This is a genomic window from Nocardioides sp. YR527, assembly GCF_900101045.1.
In the GTDB taxonomy this organism is placed as follows: domain Bacteria; phylum Actinomycetota; class Actinomycetes; order Propionibacteriales; family Nocardioidaceae; genus Nocardioides.
In genome coordinates, this window is sequence record NZ_FNFN01000003.1 from 694243 (window position 1) to 712940 (window position 18698).

At 69.0% G+C, this 18698-nt stretch carries 18 protein-coding genes; 9 read left to right on the forward strand and 9 right to left on the reverse strand.

The features are described from left to right. Positions 1-46: 46 nt before the first annotated feature. The 5 genes from BLT25_RS11870 to pstB all read left to right on the forward strand — a co-directional run bounded on the left by BLT25_RS11870 (position 47) and on the right by pstB (position 5091). Positions 47-913, forward strand: coding sequence for an NUDIX hydrolase (locus BLT25_RS11870; RefSeq protein ID WP_091045831.1), 867 nt, complete (start codon positions 47-49; stop codon positions 911-913). Between the two features lie 187 nt (positions 914-1100). Continuing rightward, positions 1101-2198 (forward strand): phosphate ABC transporter substrate-binding protein PstS, encoded by a 1098-nt coding sequence (locus BLT25_RS11875; RefSeq protein ID WP_091045834.1) that lies wholly within the window; start codon positions 1101-1103, stop codon positions 2196-2198. Positions 2199-2296: 98 nt separating this feature from the next. Next, positions 2297-3256 (forward strand): phosphate ABC transporter permease subunit PstC, encoded by a 960-nt coding sequence (pstC, locus tag BLT25_RS11880; protein WP_176883818.1) that lies wholly within the window; start codon positions 2297-2299, stop codon positions 3254-3256. Then, complete coding sequence (pstA, locus tag BLT25_RS11885; protein WP_091045837.1) at positions 3253-4308, forward strand: phosphate ABC transporter permease PstA; 1056 nt, start codon at positions 3253-3255, stop codon at positions 4306-4308. Before pstC ends, pstA begins: the two co-directional genes overlap by 4 nt. A gap of 9 nt (positions 4309-4317) precedes the next feature. After that, entirely contained in the window at positions 4318-5091 is a 774-nt protein-coding gene (gene pstB, locus BLT25_RS11890; protein WP_091045840.1) for a phosphate ABC transporter ATP-binding protein PstB, read from the forward strand. A gap of 99 nt (positions 5092-5190) precedes the next feature. On the opposite strand, the gene BLT25_RS11895 is transcribed toward pstB, so the two are convergent. The 3 genes from BLT25_RS11895 to BLT25_RS11905 all read right to left on the reverse strand — a co-directional run bounded on the left by BLT25_RS11895 (position 5191) and on the right by BLT25_RS11905 (position 9091). Next, positions 5191-6192 carry an inorganic phosphate transporter gene (locus tag BLT25_RS11895; protein WP_091045843.1) on the reverse strand — a complete coding sequence of 334 codons (1002 nt, stop codon included), beginning with the start codon at positions 6190-6192 and terminating at the stop codon, positions 5191-5193. A gap of 4 nt (positions 6193-6196) precedes the next feature. Then, positions 6197-6814: a DUF47 domain-containing protein gene (locus tag BLT25_RS11900; RefSeq protein ID WP_091045846.1), complete on the reverse strand. Its 618-nt coding sequence runs from the start codon at positions 6812-6814 to the stop codon at positions 6197-6199. 81 nt (positions 6815-6895) lie between these two features. Continuing rightward, on the reverse strand, positions 6896-9091 hold the full coding sequence (locus BLT25_RS11905) for an RNA degradosome polyphosphate kinase (RefSeq protein WP_091045850.1): 2196 nt from the start codon (positions 9089-9091) through the stop codon (positions 6896-6898). A gap of 122 nt (positions 9092-9213) precedes the next feature. On the opposite strand from BLT25_RS11905, the gene BLT25_RS11910 reads away from it, so the two are divergent. Next, positions 9214-10272: an alpha/beta hydrolase gene (locus BLT25_RS11910; RefSeq protein WP_256328556.1), complete on the forward strand. Its 1059-nt coding sequence runs from the start codon at positions 9214-9216 to the stop codon at positions 10270-10272. A 7-nt stretch (positions 10273-10279) separates the two neighbouring features. Here the strand turns inward: BLT25_RS11910 and BLT25_RS11915 are convergent, their stop codons facing one another. Further along, positions 10280-12919, reverse strand: a complete 2640-nt coding sequence (locus BLT25_RS11915) for a coiled-coil domain-containing protein (RefSeq protein WP_143033724.1) — start codon at positions 12917-12919, stop codon at positions 10280-10282. Positions 12920-13024: 105 nt separating this feature from the next. Continuing rightward, on the reverse strand, positions 13025-13384 hold the full coding sequence (locus BLT25_RS11920; RefSeq protein ID WP_091046302.1) for a DsrE family protein: 360 nt from the start codon (positions 13382-13384) through the stop codon (positions 13025-13027). Positions 13385-13444: 60 nt separating this feature from the next. Between BLT25_RS11920 and BLT25_RS11925 the strand changes: the two genes are divergently transcribed. From BLT25_RS11925 to BLT25_RS11935, 3 genes are read left to right on the forward strand one after another with little or no spacing between them, the layout of a single operon-like run. Next, the gene (locus tag BLT25_RS11925; protein ID WP_091045857.1) at positions 13445-13948 is read left to right on the forward strand and encodes a heme-binding beta-barrel domain-containing protein; all 504 of its coding nucleotides are present in this window, start codon (positions 13445-13447) and stop codon (positions 13946-13948) included. Between the two features lie 5 nt (positions 13949-13953). Continuing rightward, positions 13954-14385 carry a Fur family transcriptional regulator gene (locus tag BLT25_RS11930; RefSeq protein ID WP_008360653.1) on the forward strand — a complete coding sequence of 144 codons (432 nt, stop codon included), beginning with the start codon at positions 13954-13956 and terminating at the stop codon, positions 14383-14385. A 9-nt stretch (positions 14386-14394) separates the two neighbouring features. Beyond that, a complete protein-coding gene (locus BLT25_RS11935) occupies positions 14395-15354 on the forward strand; it encodes a CAF17-like 4Fe-4S cluster assembly/insertion protein YgfZ (RefSeq protein ID WP_091045860.1) in 960 nt (319 codons plus the stop codon). Positions 15355-15366: 12 nt separating this feature from the next. On the opposite strand, the gene BLT25_RS11940 is transcribed toward BLT25_RS11935, so the two are convergent. The 4 genes from BLT25_RS11940 to BLT25_RS11955 all read right to left on the reverse strand — a co-directional run bounded on the left by BLT25_RS11940 (position 15367) and on the right by BLT25_RS11955 (position 18666). Beyond that, the gene (locus BLT25_RS11940; protein ID WP_091045862.1) at positions 15367-15933 is read right to left on the reverse strand and encodes a hypothetical protein; all 567 of its coding nucleotides are present in this window, start codon (positions 15931-15933) and stop codon (positions 15367-15369) included. A gap of 166 nt (positions 15934-16099) precedes the next feature. After that, entirely contained in the window at positions 16100-17062 is a 963-nt protein-coding gene (locus BLT25_RS11945; RefSeq protein ID WP_091045865.1) for an ADP-ribosylglycohydrolase family protein, read from the reverse strand. A gap of 11 nt (positions 17063-17073) precedes the next feature. Next, positions 17074-17910 carry a mycothiol synthase gene (mshD, locus tag BLT25_RS11950; protein ID WP_091045867.1) on the reverse strand — a complete coding sequence of 279 codons (837 nt, stop codon included), beginning with the start codon at positions 17908-17910 and terminating at the stop codon, positions 17074-17076. Between the two features lie 9 nt (positions 17911-17919). Continuing rightward, positions 17920-18666: a response regulator transcription factor gene (locus BLT25_RS11955; RefSeq protein WP_091045869.1), complete on the reverse strand. Its 747-nt coding sequence runs from the start codon at positions 18664-18666 to the stop codon at positions 17920-17922. Between the last annotated feature and the right edge of the window lie 32 nt (positions 18667-18698).

The following is an 18698-nucleotide window of genomic DNA, read 5'->3' on the forward strand; positions in this document are numbered from 1 at the left end:
ACGAACCTTAGACGAATCAGCCACCTTCTCGACATACCCTGTGCGCATGCCCGAGATACCGGCCGCCGGCGTAGTGGTTCTCCGCGAGCACGACAACCTCTCGGAGGTGGCGCTGGTCCACAGACCCAAGTACGACGACTGGTCCTTTCCCAAGGGGAAGGTCGACCCCGGCGAGACGGTGCCGGTGGCTGCGATCCGCGAGGTGCGCGAGGAGACGGGCCTACGGGTCGCGCTCGGCCGCCCGCTCCGGCCGCAGCGCTATCCCGTCGAGGCGGGGCAGAAGGTGGTCCACTACTGGGTCGGCCGCACCGCCGCCGGCGCCGATGACGATGTAGACGGCTACCTGGTCAACGACGAGATCGACGACGTCGAGTGGCTTTCGGTCGAGAAGGCTCGCACCCGGCTCACCTACCCGCACGATCGGGCGACGCTGCAGCAGGCCGAGGACGTACGCGATCCCACCACGCCCCTCGTGATCCTCCGTCACGCCTCGTCCGTCGGCCGTTCGGCCTGGTCGGGTGCAGACGAGGAGCGGCCGCTCGACGACACCGGACGGGCCCAGTCGGTCACGCTTGCCGGCCTGCTGATGGCCTACGACATCCACCGGGTGATCACCTCGCCGAGCGTCCGCTGCGCGCAGTCCGTCGCGCCGTACGCAGGGCTGGTGGGCACCGCTCCCGCGATGGTGAGACTGCTGAGCGAGGAGGGTGCGGACGAAGGTAGCGTGTCGGCCCTGGCCGCGGAGACCCTGCGTGACCTGGAAGTTCCGACCGTGATCTGCACGCACCGACCGGTGCTGCCGTGGGTCTTCGACGGGCTGGGCATGCGTGACCCGAAGCTGGCGAAGGGCGAGCTGATGGTGCTGCACGTGCGCGCAGGAGAAGTGCGCGCTGTCGAGGCATTTCAGGTCTAACTCGGGTCTAACAGAGGCTCGAGGCCTGCCTGTTCATCTCCTGTGCCCGTAACTGACACAGATTTGCCACCGACTTTGTGTTCCTCGTTCAGGCTGCGTTCACCTTCACCGAGTTTCCCGTCCACCTCGGCTCCCTACGGTCATCGCGACAACTCCGAATCGACTGCATCATCACCAGGAGAATTGCGTGAACACCACCTCGCTGCGCCGGGCACTCGTCCCGGGCATCACGGCTGCGGCCCTCGCTCTCGCGATCAGCGCCTGCGGCGCTGCCAACGAGCCGACGGGTGACAGCGAAGGCGAAGGCACCCTCTCGGGCACCATCAAGGGTGGCGGCGCCTCCTCGCAGGAGAAGGGCCAGGCGGCGTGGGTCGCCGGCATCCAGGACGCGAACCCCGACCTCAGCGTCGTCTACGAGCCCGTGGGCTCCGGCTCGGGTCGTGAGGGCTTCATCACCGGCGGCTACCTCTTCGCCGGCACCGACTCGGCTCTCAACGACGACGAGGGCGAGCTGAGCAAGGCCAAGGAGCAGTGCGGCGCCGACCCGATCCAGGTCCCGGGCTACGTCTCGCCGATCGCCGTCGTCTTCAACGTCGAGGGCGTCGACGAGCTCAACCTCGACCCCAAGACGCTCGCCGACATCTTCGCGGGCAAGATCACCAAGTGGAACGACCCGGCGATCGCCGCGACCAACCCGGACGCCACGCTTCCGAACAGCGCGATCACCCCGGTCCACCGCTCGGACGACTCCGGCACCCAGGAGAACTTCACCGAGTACCTCGCGGCCGCCGGTGGCTGGGCCGAGGAGCCCTCCGGTGAGTGGCCCGCCTCCATCAAGGGCGGCGAGGGCGGCGACGGCACCTCCGGTGTCGTGACCGCCATGCAGGGCGCCGGCTACATCGGCTTCATGGACGAGTCCGCGGCGCGCGAGAACGACCTCGCCACCGTCAAGGTCAAGGTCGGCGAGGAGTTCGTCGCGCCGAGCGCCGAGGCCGCCTCGAAGATCCTGGCCGCCTCGAAGCCGGTCGGCACCAGCGACAGCGACCTGGCCGTCGAGGTCGCTCGCACCACCACCGAGGCCGGCGTCTACCCGGTCGTGCTGGTCTCCTACCTGCTGGCCTGCCCGACCTACGAGAACGCCGAGGACGCGGCCAACGTGAAGGGCTACCTGGAGTACATCCTCTCCGAGGAGGGCCAGGAGGTCGCCGCCGAGGAAGCCGGCTCCGCACCGCTCGACCGTGAGATCGCCGACAAGGCGCTCGACCTGGTCGGCGGCATCAAGTAAGTGCCGGTAAGTCTGATCTGATCGCCGTTCGGGCGGTGGCCGCGGCCGCCGCCCGTACGGCTGTCTTGAGAACCTAGAAGAAAGTCGAGGAATGCCTTGTGACTGTCGCCGCTGACCCCGGCGCCGACCCTGGCGTTGACCCGAAGTCGGAGCTCATCTCCGGCCGTGGCTCGGTGGGTGATGTCGTCTTCCGAGGCCTCGCCGTCATTGCAGCCACTCTCATCATGGTGGCGCTGGCAGCCGTCTTCATCTTCCTGGGCATCGAGGGCATCCCGGGCTTCAGCGTGGACGAGCAGCACTACGCCGGCCAGGGCTCGTTCCTGGGCCTGGTGGTGCCGCTGCTGTTCGCGACGATGTACGCGGCTGTGCTGGCCCTGATCGTCGCGGTCCCCTTCAGCGTGGCGATCGCGCTCTTCATCAGCCACTACGCCCCGCGCCGGATCGCCACCCCCGTTGCGTACGTCATCGATCTGCTCGCCGCGGTCCCGTCGGTCGTCTTCGGCCTGTGGGGTGCGGTGGTGCTCGGTCCGTACCTGGTGCCGACCCATGCGTGGCTCTCCGAGAACATGGCCTGGCTGCCGTTCTTCGACGGCCAGCCCTCCGGCAACGGCCGTACGCTGTTCACCGCAGCGATCGTGCTGGCCGTGATGATCCTGCCGATCATCACCTCGATCTGCCGCGAGGTCTTCGCGCAGACGCCGCGACTGCACGAGGAGGCGGCGCTGGCGCTCGGCGCGACGCGCTGGGAGATGGTCCGCTACGCGGTCTTCCCCTACGCCCGCTCCGGCATGGTCTCCGCGGTCATGCTCGGCCTCGGCCGAGCTCTCGGCGAGACCATGGCGATCGCGATGATCGTCTCTCCGAAGGTCCTCATCTCGCTGTTCATCATCGGCACCAACAACCCGCAGACCATCGCGGCGCACATCGCCCAGGGCTACAAGGAGAGCACGCCCGACCGGCTCTCCGTGCTGATCGCGACCGGCCTCGTGCTGTTCGCCTTCACCTTCCTGGTCAACGCGCTCGCCCGCTGGATCGTCGCCCGAGGGAGGGCCAAGTGACCAACACCGAACCTTCTCTGAACGAGCCGCAGCTGTCCCACGCCACGCTCCCGCGTGGTGCCCAGTGGCTGGTCGGCGTCGCCGCGGTCGCCCTGGGCGGCCTGGCCCTGGTGCTCGGTGTGGGCATCGTCGGGGCAGCCGTCATCGCCTTGCTCGGGTTCCTCATCGGTTACCCGCTGTGGGCGCTGCTGGTGGAGAACCGGCGCTCGGCGACCGACAAGCTCGTCACCGGTCTGGTGTGGACGGCCTTCGCGGTCGCGGTCATCCCGCTGATCTGGCTGGTCTACACGGTTGTCTCCAGGGGCGCCGCGACCCTCAGCCCGGAGTTCCTCACCTACTCGATGCGTTCGGTCACCGGCGACGAGCAGGGCGGTCTCTACCACGCACTGATCGGCACCTTGATCGTCACCGGCATCGCCGCGGTGATCTCGATCCCGATCGGCATCATGACCGCGATCTACCTGATCGAGTACGGCAAGGGCAACCGCCTCGCCAAGACGATCACCTTCCTGGTCGACGTGATGACCGGCATCCCCTCGATCGTCGCCGGCCTGTTCGCGTTCGCGCTCTTCACCCTCCTCGTCGGACCGGGCACGCGCTTCGGCTTCGGCGGCGGTATCGCGCTCTCGCTGCTGATGATCCCGACCGTCGTCCGATCGACCGAGGAGATGCTGAAGCTGGTCCCCGACGACCTGCGCGAGGCTGCGTACGCCCTCGGGGTGCCGAAGTGGCGCACCATCACCAAGATGGTGCTCCCGACCGCGATCGGCGGCATCGTCACCGGTGTCGTGCTCTCGATCTCGCGAGTGATCGGTGAGACCGCGCCGCTGCTGGTCGCCTCCGGGTTCAACCCGAACCTGAACACCAGCGCATTCGACGACAGCCCGATGATGACGGTGCCGGTCTTCATCTACACCCAGCTGTCCGAGGCCACGGCCAAGGGCGTCGAGTACGCCTGGGGTGGAGCACTGGTGCTCTTCATCCTCGTCATGGTCCTCAACCTCATCGCCCGTATCGTCGGCACGATCTTCGCCCCCAAGACCGGGCGCTAGGAGAAACACATGTCCATTCAAGTCAAGGACGCCAGCATCTTCTACGGCGACTTCAAGGCCGTCGAGGACGTCTCCATGTCCATCAAGCCGAAGTCGGTGACCGCCTTCATCGGGCCCTCCGGCTGCGGCAAGTCGACCTTCCTGCGCACGCTCAACCGGATGCACGAGGTCATCCCCGGTGCGTACGTCGAGGGGAAGATCCAGATCGCCGGCCAGGACATCTACGGGCCGAACGTCGACCCCGTGGCCGTACGCCGCAAGGTCGGCATGGTCTTCCAGCGGCCCAACCCGTTCCCGACGATGTCGATCTACGACAACGTGCTCGCCGGCAACAAGCTCAACTCCAAGCGGATCAAGAAGTCCGAGGCGGACTCGATCGTGGAGGGCGCACTGCGCGGCGCCAACCTGTGGAACGAGGTCAAGGACCGTCTCGGCAAGCCCGGCATGGGTCTCTCGGGTGGTCAGCAGCAGCGGCTCTGCATCGCCCGCGCGATCGCGGTCCAGCCGGAGGTGCTGCTGATGGACGAGCCGTGCTCGGCCCTCGACCCGATCTCGACCGCCGCGATCGAGGACCTCATCCACGAGCTGAAGTCCGACTACACGATCGTGATCGTCACCCACAACATGCAGCAGGCGGCCCGTGTCTCCGACGACACCGGCTTCTTCAACCTGAAGGCCGCCGGCCAGCCGGGTCACCTGGTGGAGTTCAACCCCACCAAGCAGATGTTCACCAAGCCGGACAACCCCGACACCGAGGCTTACATCTCGGGTCGCTTCGGGTAAACGCTCCTGAAATGCAGCCGAGTCGGCGCATCTGACCCCGTGCCTCGCGAAGCGAAGCGAGCGAGAGGGGTCGGATGCGCCGACTCGGCGTTTGTGCTTCTACGGCAGCTGAAAAACGAAGTGGCAGAGCAGGTAGGTCAGGGCTGCGACACCACCGGCCGCGGGGAAGGTGAAGATCCAGGCGGCGACGATCGACTTCGCGATGCCCCAGCGGACCGCGGAGAACCGCTTGGTCGCGCCCACACCCATGATCGCCGAGGTGATCGTGTGAGTGGTCGAGATCGGGGCCTCCCAGACGTACGCCGTGGTGTAGAGCACCGAGGCGGCGACCGACTCGGCGGCGAAGCCGCGGGAGGGGTCCAGGTGGATGATGCGACGGCCGAGGGTGCGCATGATGCGCCAGCCGCCGGACATGGTGCCGAGGGAGATCGCGGTCGCGGCCGCGGCGATGACCCAGAACGGCAGGTCGTCGTCGGCCGAGAGGAAGCCACCGGTGACCAGGGCCAGGAAGATGACGCCCATCGTCTTCTGGGCGTCCTGCAGGCCGTGACCGAGGGCCATCGCGGCGGCCGAGATCGTCTGGGCGATCCGGAAGCCCTTCTGTGCCTTGTGCTGGTTGGCGCGGCGGAAGATCCACATGATCGCGAGCATCACGCCGAACCCGAGGCCGAACGCGACCACGGGTGAGATGAACATCGGGATGACGACCTTCTCCAGCACCGTCATCCAGTTGACGAACGCGCCGGCGGCGATCGCCGAACCGGCCAGACCACCGATGAGCGCGTGCGAGGAGGACGAGGGGAGACCGAAGTACCAGGTGATCATGTTCCACGCGATCGCGCCGAGCAGGCCGGCCATCACGACGGTCAGACCATGTGCCCCTGATGGTGGCGTGATGGTGTCGGAGACGGTGTGGGCGACCTTCTGGCCCAGGAAGGCGCCGACGAAGTTCATCACCGCCGCGAGCAGGAGGGCGATGCGCGGCGTGAGCGCGCGCGTGGAGACGGAGGTCGCGATGGCGTTGGCTGCGTCGTGGAAGCCGTTGGTGTAGTCGAAGACCAGGGCGACGACGACCACCGCGATGACGATGGCAAGTTCCACGGTGTCAGGATTCCTTGACGGCGATCTGCTCGACGGTGTTCGCGACCTTCTCGAAGCCGTCGATCGCGTCCTCGAGGGACTCCACGATGTCCTTCAGCTTGAGGACCTCCATCGCGTCGTACTCACCGGAGAAGAGCTTGGCGAGGATGCGACGGTGGTTCTTGTCGCCCTGGTTCTCGAGACGGTTGATCTCGATCCAGTACTCGGAGAGCTCCTTCATGGAGCGCAGCTTGGGCATCGCCGCCGCGGTCAGCTCGGCGCAGCGCTGGAGCACGGTGACCTGGTCGGAGAGCTCCGGGGGCAAGATGTTGACGCCGTAGACGAAGATCTGGTCGACGACCTCGTCCATCGAGTCCATCACGTCGTCGAGACCGGAGCCGAGGGCGTAGATGTCCTCGCGGTCGAACGGCGTGACGAAGGTCGAGTTGACCTTCTTGACGATCTCGTGGGTGCTCTCGTCGGCGGCGTGCTCCGCGTCGCGCATCCGTCTTGCGACGTCCTCGCGATCGGCTGTGTCGCTGAGCATCTCGGCGAGCAGCGAGACACCGCCGACGAGGTGGTTGGCGGACTCGGTGAACAGGTCGTAGAACGACGTGTCGACCGGGCGGATTCGGAAACGCACGGGGGGCTCCTGGCTGGATGAGGCAGACCTGCGGGCTCATGTTAGGCGAGTCCGCTTGACACGACGAAAGCCAGGGCGTGTTCAGCCTGTCGCGGCGCGCCTGCGCTGGCGCTGGCGTGTGATCAACATCGCCTGGAGGTGGTCCGGAGCGTGGTTTCGGGCCCACGTCCCGTCGGGTCCGAGGATCCAGGCGTCCGTGGTCGGTTCGAATGCCAGGTCGAACAGTGCGCCGACCTCGGCCACGAGCTCCGGGGTGGGGAGGCGTACGAGGGCCTCGACCCGGCGGTCGAGGTTGCGGTGCATCATGTCGGCCGAGCCGATCCAGGCGGTCGGTCCGTCGCCGTCCTCGGTGGCACCGTTCTCGAACCAGAAGATCCGGGAGTGCTCCAGGAAGCGGCCCAGGATGGAGCGCACCTCGATGGTCTCGCTGAGTCCCTCCACGCCGGGGCGGAGTGCGCAGATGCCCCGGACCAGGAGCTGCACGGGCACGCCCGCCTGGGAGGCCAGGTAGAGCGCGTCGATGATCGCCTCGTCGACCACCGAGTTGGCCTTGAGTCGGATCCTCGCCGGCCGCCCCGCCAGGTGGTGGGCGATCTCCGCGTGGATCTGCTCGATCAGGCCGTTGCGTACGTTGCCGGGGGCCACCAGAAGCTGCTCGTACGTCGCCTCCCGGCTCCAGCCGGAGAGGTTGTTGAACAGGTGGGCGACGTCCTCGCCGATCCCCTCGTTGGTGGTGATCAGGCCCATGTCCTCGTAGAGCCTGGAAGTCTTCGGGTTGTAGTTGCCGGTGCCGATGTGGGTGTAGCGACGGATCGTGCCGTCGGGCTCCTCGCGGACCACCATCGCCAGCTTGCAGTGGGTCTTCAGGCCGACCAGGCCGTAGACCACGTGGCAGCCGGCCTGCTCGAGCTTGCGCGCCCAGCGGATGTTGGCCACCTCGTCGAAGCGCGCCTTGATCTCGACCAGCACCAGCACCTGCTTGCCCGCCTCGGCGGCGTCGATCAGGGCGTCGATGATGGGGGAGTCACCGGAGGTGCGGTAGAGGGTCTGCTTGATCGCCAGCACCCGCGGGTCGGCCGCGGCCTGCTCGATGAAGCGCTGCACGCTGGTCGCGAACGAGTCGTAGGGATGCTGGAGGAGTACGTCACCCCGTCGAGCCGCCTTGAAGACGTCGACCGGCGCGGCGCTCTCGACCGGCGCGAGCGCCGGGTGGGTGCTCGGCACGAAGGCCGGATACTTCAGCTGCTCGCGGTCGATGTCTGCGATGCCGTGCAGCCCGCGCAGGTCGAGCGGACCGGGCAGCCGGAAGACCTCCTTGTCGGAGATGCCGAGCTCGGAGACCAGCAGGTCGAGCGTCGAGTCGGTCATCGACTCCTGCACCTCGAGGCGTACGGGAGGGCCGAAGCGCCGCCTGAGCAGCTCCTTCTCCAGTGCGGTGAGGAGGTTCTCGGTGTCGTCCTCCTCGACCTCGAGATCCTCGTTGCGAGTGACCCGGAAGGTGTGCACCTCGAGGATCTCCATGCCCGGGAACAGCTTGGACAGGCGCTCGCTCATGACCTCCTCGAGCGGTACGAAGCGGTCGTTGCCCAGCGGCACGAAGCGGCTGAAGATCGGCGGGACCTTCACCCGGGCGAAGTGCTTCTTCTTGGTCTTCGGGTCCCGCAGCCGGACGGCGAGGTTGAGCGAGAGACCGGAGATGTAGGGAAACGGGTGTGCCGGGTCGACCGCGAGCGGCGTCAGCACCGGGTAGACCCGCTCCTTGAACAGCTTCTTGCAGGCCTTGACCTCCTCCGGGGTGAGGTCCTCCCAGTGCAGCAGCTGGATGCCCTCCTCGAGCAGCGCCGGCTTGATCTTGCCGCGGAACACCTCGGCGTGCCGCTCGGAGAGCTCTCGGGTCTTCTTCCAGATCAGCTCGAGGACCTCCCGCGGCATCAGGCCGGAAGCGGCCTTGACCGCCACCCCTGCCGCGATCCGCCGCTTCAGGCCCGCCACCCGGACCATGAAGAACTCGTCCAGGTTGGAGGTGAAGATCGCCAGGAAACGTACGCGCTCGAGCAACGGCAGCGTCTCGTCCTCCGCCAGCTCGAGCACCCGCTCGTTGAACCGCAGCCAGGACAGCTCGCGGTCGAGGAACCGGTCCTCGTACTTCTCGACCTCGGCCAGCGCCTCATGATCGGGGATGTATTCGGGCTCGACGTCGAACGGCTGGTCGGGAACCGCGGTCAGGCTCACGGTGTCCTCGGCCGACCGGGTGGGGGCCTGCGGGTCGAGACTCATGAGGCTAGTGTGACTCACTTGCGTGTCCTTGTGGGAGACACGATCCGAACTCTGGCCGTTGGCGCGGACGTCTGGCGAACTACCTGTTACACGATGTCCCTACTAACGGGTAGTTTGGGCGCATGTCGATTCTTGCGCGTGCGTCCTCCGTGATCGATCCGCTGCTGGCGCCTGTGGTGACCCCGATCAAGGGTCTGGCATTTGCGGGGGCGTTGAACCTTCCGGCCGCGGTGCAGCGGCGGCTGGTCGGCAAGCCGGTGACGTACGACGGGCAGACGCTCGCGGTGGACACGCAGATCATGCTGGCGCTGATGAAGGTGTCGGGGGAGCCGGACCCGTCGACGCTGCCGATCCCGAAGGGGCGGGTGGCGCTGCTGCGGCAGTCGCAGCTCGGCGGCGGGCGCCAGGAGATCGGGTCGGTGCGCGAGCTCTGGGCCGCGGGCCTGAAGGCGCGGCTCTACGTCCCGGAGGGCGCCTCGGGCAATGCGCCGCTGCTGGTCTTCCTGCACGGTGGCGGCTTCATCTTCGGTGACCTCGACAGCCACGACGCTCCCTGTCGCCTGCTGGCCAGTGAGTCGGGGGTCAAGGTGCTCTCGATCGACTACCGGCTGGCGCCGGAGTCACCGTTCCCAGCGGCGTACGACGACTCGGTCGCAGCGTTCCGGTGGGCGGTCGAGCACGCGGCGGAGCTCGGTGTGGACCCGGCCCGGATCGGGGTGGGCGGCGACTCTGCCGGCGGCAACCTGGCGGCCGGGGTCGCGCTCGCGGTCGGCGAGGACTGCGCCTTCCAGCTGCTCATCTACCCGGTGACGCAGTCGGAGGCCGCGACGAAGAGCCGCGAGGACCTCAGCGAGGGCTTCTACCTGACCTCGGACTTCATCGCGGCCGCCACCGACAACTACCTGCCGGAGGGCGTCGACCGCCGCGACCCGCGCCACGCCCCGCTGTACGCGGAGATCCCGGCGAGCGGGGTCGCGCCGGCCTACGTCGCGACCGCGGGCTTCGACCCGCTGCGCGATGAGGGCGAGGCGTACGCCGTCAAGCTCGAGGAGGCCAAGGTCAAGGTCGCGCGCAAGCGCTTCGCCGACCAGATCCATGGGTTCTTGAACGTGGTCGGCGCCGGACGTACCTCACGCGCGGCAGTCCTCGAGATCGCTCGAGTACTGAAGGACAACCTGTAACGAACGCTCAGCCGGCCATGTCGGGGCGCCAGCGGAGCACTTCGCGCTGGAACGCCTCGGGGTCGACCATCGACTTGTCGACCTGGACCGCACCTGCCTCGTCCGTGTTGAACTCGACGACCCACTCGTCGGTGGCCGGCTCGCCCTTGATGGTGATGTCGGTGTCGGTGTCGTAGAGGTCGTAGGTGTGGGTCTGCTCGTCCTTGCGTACGTCGAGCACACCCTCCTCGGTGACCGTGACGGTGCTCTCGGTCATGAGCGAGCCGTCCTCGGGCCTGAAGGTGCGGACGGTGAGCCTCTTGGCGCCGAGTGGCTCGCCCTCCGTGTCGTCGCCAGAGATGGCGCCCTCGGGAGCTTCGGGGGCGGCGCTGCCGGCACCCGGGATCTTGGCGCCGGGGAACTTGCCGGACTCGGCGAGCTTGACCGCCGCCAGCCAGCCGCTCGAGCGGTGGGGGAGCGAGTCGCTCGGGGTGTCGGGCAGGTCCGCCAGCTCCGCGCGCGAGTCTCCGGACTGCCTCGTGTTGCCCTGCTTCTTGCCGGTCGGCCGCTCGGGCAGCGTCACGGGCGCGGTCGGAGGACCGGCCGTCGGCGCTGCCGGTGAGTCGACCGGTGCCGGAGCGGTGATCTCGACAGGCTCGACCAACGGAGTGCGCGCGACCGGCTCGAGGGGCTCGACCACGAGCGGCTCGTCAGGAGCGTCCGGGATGGGGAGCTGCGCCTCGGGCGGCGACGGGGTCGCGGCGAGGGTGAGCTCGAGGGCCTGCATCGCACGCTTGTTGGTGCTGCCGCCCTTGACCGCGAGCATGACGGCCTCACGCAGGTCGGCGAGCTGCTTGGCGAGCTGGGCGCTGCGGCGCTCGGCGATCTGCCGGTCCACGATGGCCTGCTCGACCAGCTGGGTGTTGTGCAGGATCGAGGCCTCGACGGCCTGACGGTCGATCGCCTTCTGTCCGGCGACCTCCTCGGCCTCGGTCCGAAGGCGTACGGACTCGGCGGCCTGCTCCTGGACGTCGGCGAGACGGTTCATCATCTCCGTCATCCGGCGCTCCGCCTCTTCGCGCTCGCGGGCCTGACCGGTGATGAGCTCGGTCATCGACTCGTGAGCGGTACGCAGCGCGGACTCCGCCGCTCGACGACCCTCGTTGGCCTCGGTCGCGGCGCGCTCGGCGGCGCGGCGGCCCTCCAGGGCCTGCACCGCGAGATCGGCGTGCTCGGAGGCGCGCTGGTCGGCCCCCATCCGGGCGAGGTTGGCGGATTCGGCCGCCTGCTCGGCCTGGGAGGCGAGCTCGGTGAGCTGCCGGTAGCGCTCCTCGTTCTCGTTGGCCTCGTGCGCGGCGGCAGCGGCGAACTCGGCGTACTGCTTCGCGCTCTTCTCCGCCTCGAGACGGGCGTCGTTGGCAGCGTCGGCGGCCTTGAAGGCGCGCAGCGCGGCCTCCTCCGCCTCGGTGCGTGCGGCAAGCGCCTCGGCTGCCACGGCGTACTGGTCGGCCGCGGTGGCCTCGGCCGCAGCCCGGGTCATCGCGTGGTCCTCGGCGTTGGCGTCGGCGGCCTTGCGCTCCTCGAAGGCCTCCTTCGCCGCTTCCTCGGCCTCGGCTCGGGCGGTCGCGGCCTCCTCGGCTGCGGCATAGGCGGCCTCGGCCGCAGCCTCGGCGTCCTTGCGGGCCTGCTCGGCGATCTCGGCCTGCGTCGCCATCGCGACCGCGGACTCCTCGGCCGTGATGCGCGCGGCGGCGGCCTTCTCGGCCTCGGTCGCCCGGTCGTTGGCAGCCTGTTCGGCGGCCTGGCGTGCGGTGAACGCGGCCAGCGCCTCGTCGGCCCGGCCGGCCGCGGCCGCGTCGGCCTCCTCGCGCATCCGCGCGAGGTCCTCGGATCGGGTGTCGGCGGCGGCGCGAGCGGTGTAGGCGGCCTCGGCGGCAGCCTCCGCCTCGCTGCGTGCCTCGTAGGCGGCGCGAGCCTCGTCCGCGGCCTTGCGGGCGGCCTTCTCAGCCGCCGCCAGCGCGTCGCGAAGCTCGTCCATCTCCTCGAGGCGGTCCTCGGCGGCGGCCTCCGCGACGCTGCGTGCGGCGTAGGCGGCCTGGGCCAGCTCGGCGTGCTCGGCTGCCTTGGTGTGGGCCTCGGCGGCGGAGGCGGCTGCGGTGGCGGCCTCCTCGGCCTTGGAGTGGGCGGCCTCCTCGGCCTCGGTGCGGGCGATGGCCTGCTCCTCGGCGACGCGAGCCGCCTCGAGCAGGCGGCGCTCGGCCGCCTCCAGCTCCTTACCTCTCGCGAGCGCGGCCTCCTCGGCCTCGGCGCGCTCCTTGGCGCGGGTGTCGGCGAGCTTCTCGGCCTCGACCCGGGCGCGGGCGTACTCCTCGGCTGCCTTCTCCGCTACCTCGCGCGCCTGATGGGCGTCGGCGGCCAGCTCGGCGTGGAGCTTGGCGGTTTCGTCGGCCTTCGCGCGGGCGGTTGCGTGCTGGGCGGCGGACTCCTCGGCCACCAGCCGCTCGGCCGCCTGCTCGGCGGCCGCCTGCTCGGCTGAGATGCGAAGTGACTCGGCTGCGGCAGCGGCGCGGGCCAACTCCGCAGCGCGCGCCGTCAGGTCCTCGTCGTCACCCGGCTGGGCGGCCGAATCACGGCTCCACCACTTGCCACTGGGGGTCTGCGTGCTCACGAGGGTGAATGCTAACGGCGAAGTAGGTGGTGTGTGGAGTCTCCGAGAGGATTAACACGCTCGCTACCTGGAACTACACTTATGTAATTCTGGGTGGTGCCGACTTCAGTAGACGATCGCCTGTACGCCCTCGCGCAAGATCTCCTCGGCGAACACGAACGCGCCCTTGATGACCACGCCATCGATCAGGTCGTCCTCGGTGAGATCGCGACGAGAGGCGCACTGGCTGCACACGGTCACCTGGCCGGCTTCCAAGACCAGCCCGATCAGCTCCTGCAGCGGCGCCGCGTTCTCGAGCGTGAACTCCTCCGCCTTCCCGGGCACCGCGAACCAGGTCGCCTCACCGGTGAGCCACAGCGACACCTTCGCGCCGGCGGTCGCGGCCGCCGAAGCGACCGTGAAGGCCTGGTTCGTACGCTCAGGCGTCTCGGCGCCGACGGTCACCTTCACCACGAGTTCTTGCATGCCGAGCACACTAGCGCTTGCGTTTCGGGTCGTAGCCGACGTACGGCCTAAACTCGGGGTGTGGCTTTCGAACTTCCGGAGAACCTTCACCCCGATGCCGGTCCCTGTGCGTGGATGCTCGGCACCTGGCAGGGCAACGGGCACGGTGACTATCCGACGATCGACAAGTTCGAGTTCGGGCAGGAGCTGATCTTCACCCACGACGGGCGTCCGTTCTTCCACTACTTCGCGCGCTCGTGGATCATCGACCCGGAGACGGGGGAGAAGGTGCGCGACGCGGCGCTCGAGACCGGTTTCGTGCGCTTCCGCCCCGAGGGCGAGGTCGAGTGGGTGATGACGCACAACACCGGCATCGTCGAGGTCTGGTACGGCAAGGCCGAGGGCGGCAAGCTCGACCTCACCACCGACGCGGTCGCCCGCACGGAGACCGCGAAGGAATACACCGCCGGCAAGCGCCTCTACGGCAACGTCGAGGGCGACCTTCTCTACGCCTTCGACATGGCCGCGATGGGTCAGGCGCTGCAGCCGCACCTGTGGGCGCGGCTCAAGCGGGTCAACAAGTAGTCGCGATGACCGAGGCGGCTGAGGACTGGCGCGAGGCCCTTCGGGCGAAGGGCTACCGGCTCACGCCCCAGCGCGAGCTGGTCCTCGGCGCCGTCGAGCGGCTTCGGCACGCCACCCCCGAGGAGGTGCTCGCGGTCGTACGCGAGTCGTCCTCGGCGATCAACCTCTCCACCGTCTACCGCAACCTCGAGGTGCTCGAGGAGTTGGGCCTGGTGCGGCACGCCCACCTGGGCGAGCGCGCGTCGACCTACCACTCGGTCTCCGGGCGGCCACATTTTCATGCGGTTTGCAGGAAGTGTCAGAAGGTCACCAGTGTTGACCCCTCAGTGGCCGACGGTATCTGCGAGCGGCTGCGTGAGGAGTACGCCTTCGAGGCAGATGTCGCTCATCTGACCGTCTTCGGGGCGTGCGTCGACTGTTCTTCCGAGCCCACGTAGGAGCACAGCATGATGACTGCCAGCCCGCTTCTGTCCCTGCCCGGTGCCGTCGCCGGCGACGGTGCCGACGCACCCGTCGCGGCGCACTACGGATCGTTCAACCTGGAGCAGCGGACGCTGGCCTCCGGCGAGGGATTCGTCGACCTCTCCCACCGTGACGTCCTGCGGATCGCCGGGCCCGACCGGCTCACCTGGCTGCACTCGCTGACCTCGCAGGCTTTCGAGGGACTGGCTCCCGGGGCCTGGACCTCGGCCCTGATCCTGTCGCCGCAGGGGCATGTCGAGCACTTCTTCTCCGGCGTCGACGACGGCTCCTCCTTCCTGGCGTGGACCGAACCCGGGGCCGGTGAAGCTCTGGTCGCCTACCTGGAGCGGATGAAGTTCTGGTCGGATGTGACCGTGACGGCCGAGCCGTCGCAGGCCTCCGTCTGGCGTCCCTCGCAGGGCTACTCGTTCGTCCCACGCGAGTCCCTGGAGACGTACGCCGCTGCCGCGGGCCCCGCCTGCGGGTTCTGGGCCTTCGAGGCCCTCCGGATCGAGCGCGGTGAGCCGCGGTTCGGTGTGGACACCGATACGCGCACGATCCCCAACGAGGTCGGCTGGGTGCCGGGATCGGAAGAGACCGTCGGCCCGGAGTACGCGGTCCATCTCGACAAGGGCTGCTACCGCGGCCAGGAGACGGTCGCCCGCGTCCACACGCTCGGTCGCCCGCCGCGGCGCCTGGTGCTGCTCCACCTCGACGGCTCCGAGAACCGGCTGCCCGCCGCCGGGTCGGAGCTGGTCTTCGGTGAGAAGTCGGTGGGCTTCGTCGGCTCGTCGGCTCGCCACCACGAGCTCGGCCCGATCGCGTTGGGGCTGGTCAAGCGCAACGTACCTGTGGACGCGCAGCTCGTCGTGGACGGAATGCCCGTCGCCCAGGAGGTCCTCGTCGACCCCGAGATCGGCCTCCACATCCGCCCGCTCCGCTGATCGGTCCCGCGGTCAGAGCCGTCCGTTCGATCGGACGGGTACGTCCGCGCTCAGCCAGTCGCGCGAGCTTCTGTAGGCCGCCTGGGACGCAGTGCGTTCGGGGCGGCCCGGCTGTTGGATCACGCTCGAAGGTGCGCCCCACAGGATCCAGCGCCGACGGGGCGGGAGGGGCAGCCAGGTGTCCTGGAACGAGTCGAACCAAGGCCCCGGCGGCTCGAGGCGGAAGCGGCCCTCGTCATATCCGGTGATCTCGGCGCCGACAGCCGCCCAGTCGCCGACGACACCGATCAACGGGTGCCGCATGCCCGTTGCCGGGTTCAGGCTGCTGTGCCAGGCGAGATAGACCGAGGTCGGCAGCGGTAGCCGCCACGGTCCGGCGACGGCACGACCGCGATCGCTCCACGCGGCGTCGACGTCGAAGGACTGTGTCCTCCCGACTCTGACGACGAACGGGCGCCAGCGGTCGAGCTCTGGGAGTGCGCACTCAGGGCGGTCGAGGAGCCGGTCGAGTCCCTGCTCGTCATAGAGAAGCGCGCTCCCTTGCTTGGTGGCTGGTCCTGCAAGCCCGGCCGCGAGCACGCGCCCCGCATCTCGGCAGCCCGGGCGGTGAGTTTCATATCGCGACGGTAGGCCCGAGCACCGACAGTTCCGTGTGTCTCTCGCGGCTACATCAGTGGGCGGTACCTTGTGAATCGTTCACAAGGTGCCGCCCACTGATGTAGTGACGGCCGACCGGTGTTGGTGCTCAGCGTGCCCGACCGGCGGCAACAGCATCCAGGGCGAGGGTGGCGAGGGCGTCGCCGGGGATGCCGGGGTAGCCGTGGCTGAGGGCGCGCCAGTCGGCCGGGATGGCGGAGGCGCCCCAGCGGGCGCCGAGGAGGCCACCGGCGATGGCGGCGACGGTGTCGGTGTCGTTGCCGATCCGGATGGCGGTGTTCAGGGCCTCGACGTAGTGCTCGGGCCCGGTGGCCGGGGTCTGCGCGATCGAGGACCACGCCGCCTGCAGCGCGGTCACGACCCAGCCGTTGGGGTTGAAGGTCGACGGCGGCTCGGTCTCGGCCTCGTCGAGCTTCTCGGTCCAGAAGGTGGCCTCGGCGGGGGAGAGGTGGGAGAGGCCGGAGCGTACGTCGAGCTCGCCGTGCATGACCGCGTGCTCGATGGCCAAGGACCACAGTGCGCAGCCGGACCGGGCGTGCTCGTCCCAGTGGGTCAGGGCGCTCACCGCGGCGGCGGCCTCGGCGACGGCCGCGCGGTCGCCCAGATAGCGGAGCGGGACCGGCGCGGTACGCATCAGCGAGCCGTTGCCTCCCGTGTGGCCGGTCATCTCGTGCAGCTTCTCCGCGACGTGCTGCAGCTGCGCGGCGGTCGGCGCGGGCCCGGCGGTGTCGAGCACCCGGGCGGTCTGGTTGCCGATGTCCTTCGGATCCGACTCCGCCCAGGTCCGGAAGTTGTGGGCGACCGCGGTCAGCCCCTCCTCGGTACGCAGATCGAGACCGCGCGCGGCGTCGAGGATGCACCACGCCATCGTGGTGTCGTCGGTCCACTCCCCGGGCGCGAACGGGCCGAGCCCGCCGCCGAGCATCTGCGCCTTCTCGTCCGCGCCGAGCCGGGGCCGGTCGAACTCGTAATGAGCCCCGAGCGCATCCGCCACCGCGGTCCCGACGATGGCCCCGACGGCCCGGTCACTCTGCGCTTCGGTCAGCTTCACGCGACCAGAGACTAGCTGCGTGTGTATTGAACGTGCGTGTCCGCCGCGGCGCGGGTGAAACCGAGGCCTTCGTAGAGACGTACGGCCGTGGTGTTGTCGCCCTCTACGTAGAGATGGATCCGCTCGACGCCGACCGTCGCGAGGTGGTTCAACCCGAGGAGGGTGACCAGCTTGCCGAGACCGCGGCCCTGCGCGGCGGGATCGACGCCGACGACGTACACCTCGCCCTCGGTCTCGCTGTGGCGCTTGGTCCAGTGGAACGCGAGCAGCTTCTCGCCCTCCCAGGCGGTGACCAGCCCCGACGGATCGAACCAGGCCTCCGCCATCCGCTCCCGCAGACCGGCCTCGTCCAGCGACCCCTGCTCGGGATGGTGCGCGAAGGCGGCCGCGTTGACCCGGAGCAGCTCGGCCTCGTCGCCGGGCTCGAAACCGCGTACGACGATGCCCTCCGGAGTCTCCGGAGCCGGCGGGAGCCCGGCGACCGGGCGCCGCATCACCCACAGCTCACGGGTGCGCTCCCATCCCTGGGTCGCGGCCAGCCGGGCAGCCGCCGGGTTGTCGCCGTGTGACCACGCCGTCGTCCCGGCAGGAAGCGACGGCGCCCGGAGCAGCAGCTGCCGACCCAGGCCGACACCGCGATGCTGGGTCAGCACCACAAGGGAGAGCTCTCCTTCGGTGGTCGAGCCTGTCGAGACCAACAGCCCGAACCCACGTACGTCCCCCCAGATCGTGGCGTCCTCCGGACGGTTGCGCAGCGTCAGGAGGGTCGCCTCGTCGAGCGGCGCCACGCCGTCGTACGCCTCGGTCGCCTTCGCGATGGCCAGGACCTGATCGACGGTGAGTGCCATGGGTGCAGCCTAGGCGTCGGCCCCCAGGCGAGGAGACGGGGTCAGCCGAGCGCCGTCGGCGGCGGCCTCGTTGTTCTTCGACGGCAGCACGAAGCGGTAGCCGACGTTGCGGACGGTGCCGATGAGGGTCTCGTTCTCGGGGCCGAGCTTGGCGCGCAGACGACGTACGTGGACGTCGACGGTGCGGGTGCCCCCGAAGTAGTCGTAGCCCCACACCTCCTGGAGCAGCTGCTGGCGGGAGAAGACGCGGCCCGGGTGCTGGGCGAGGAACTTCAGGAGCTCGAACTCCTTGAAGGTCAGGTCGAGCGGGCGGCCGCCGATCTTGGCGGTGTAGGTGGCGTCGTCGACGACGACCTCGCCGGAGCGGATGACGTGGGCCTCGGGGTCGGAGGCCTCGCGGGCCGCGGAGATGCGGCCGATCGCGAGCTTGATCCGCGCCTCGAGCTCGGCCGGCCCGCAGGTGTGCAGCACGACGTCGTCCATGCCCCAGTCGTGGGCGACGACGGCGAGGCCACCCTCGGTGGCGACCAGCAGAACGGGGATGTCGGTGCCGGTCGTGCGGATCAGACGACACAGGTCACGGGCCTGGGCGAGGTCCTGCCGACCGTCTACGAGCAGCAGGTCGGAGTCGGGCGCCTCGAGAAGCGCGCTACCTTCAGCAGGAAGGATCTTCACCTGATGGCCGAGGAGCGAGAGCCCGGGAAGGACATCTGCCGAAGGCTGGAGCGAACTGGTCAACAACAGAAGCGAGCTCATGGGGGGTGCCTCTCGGTCAGAGAAAGAGGAGC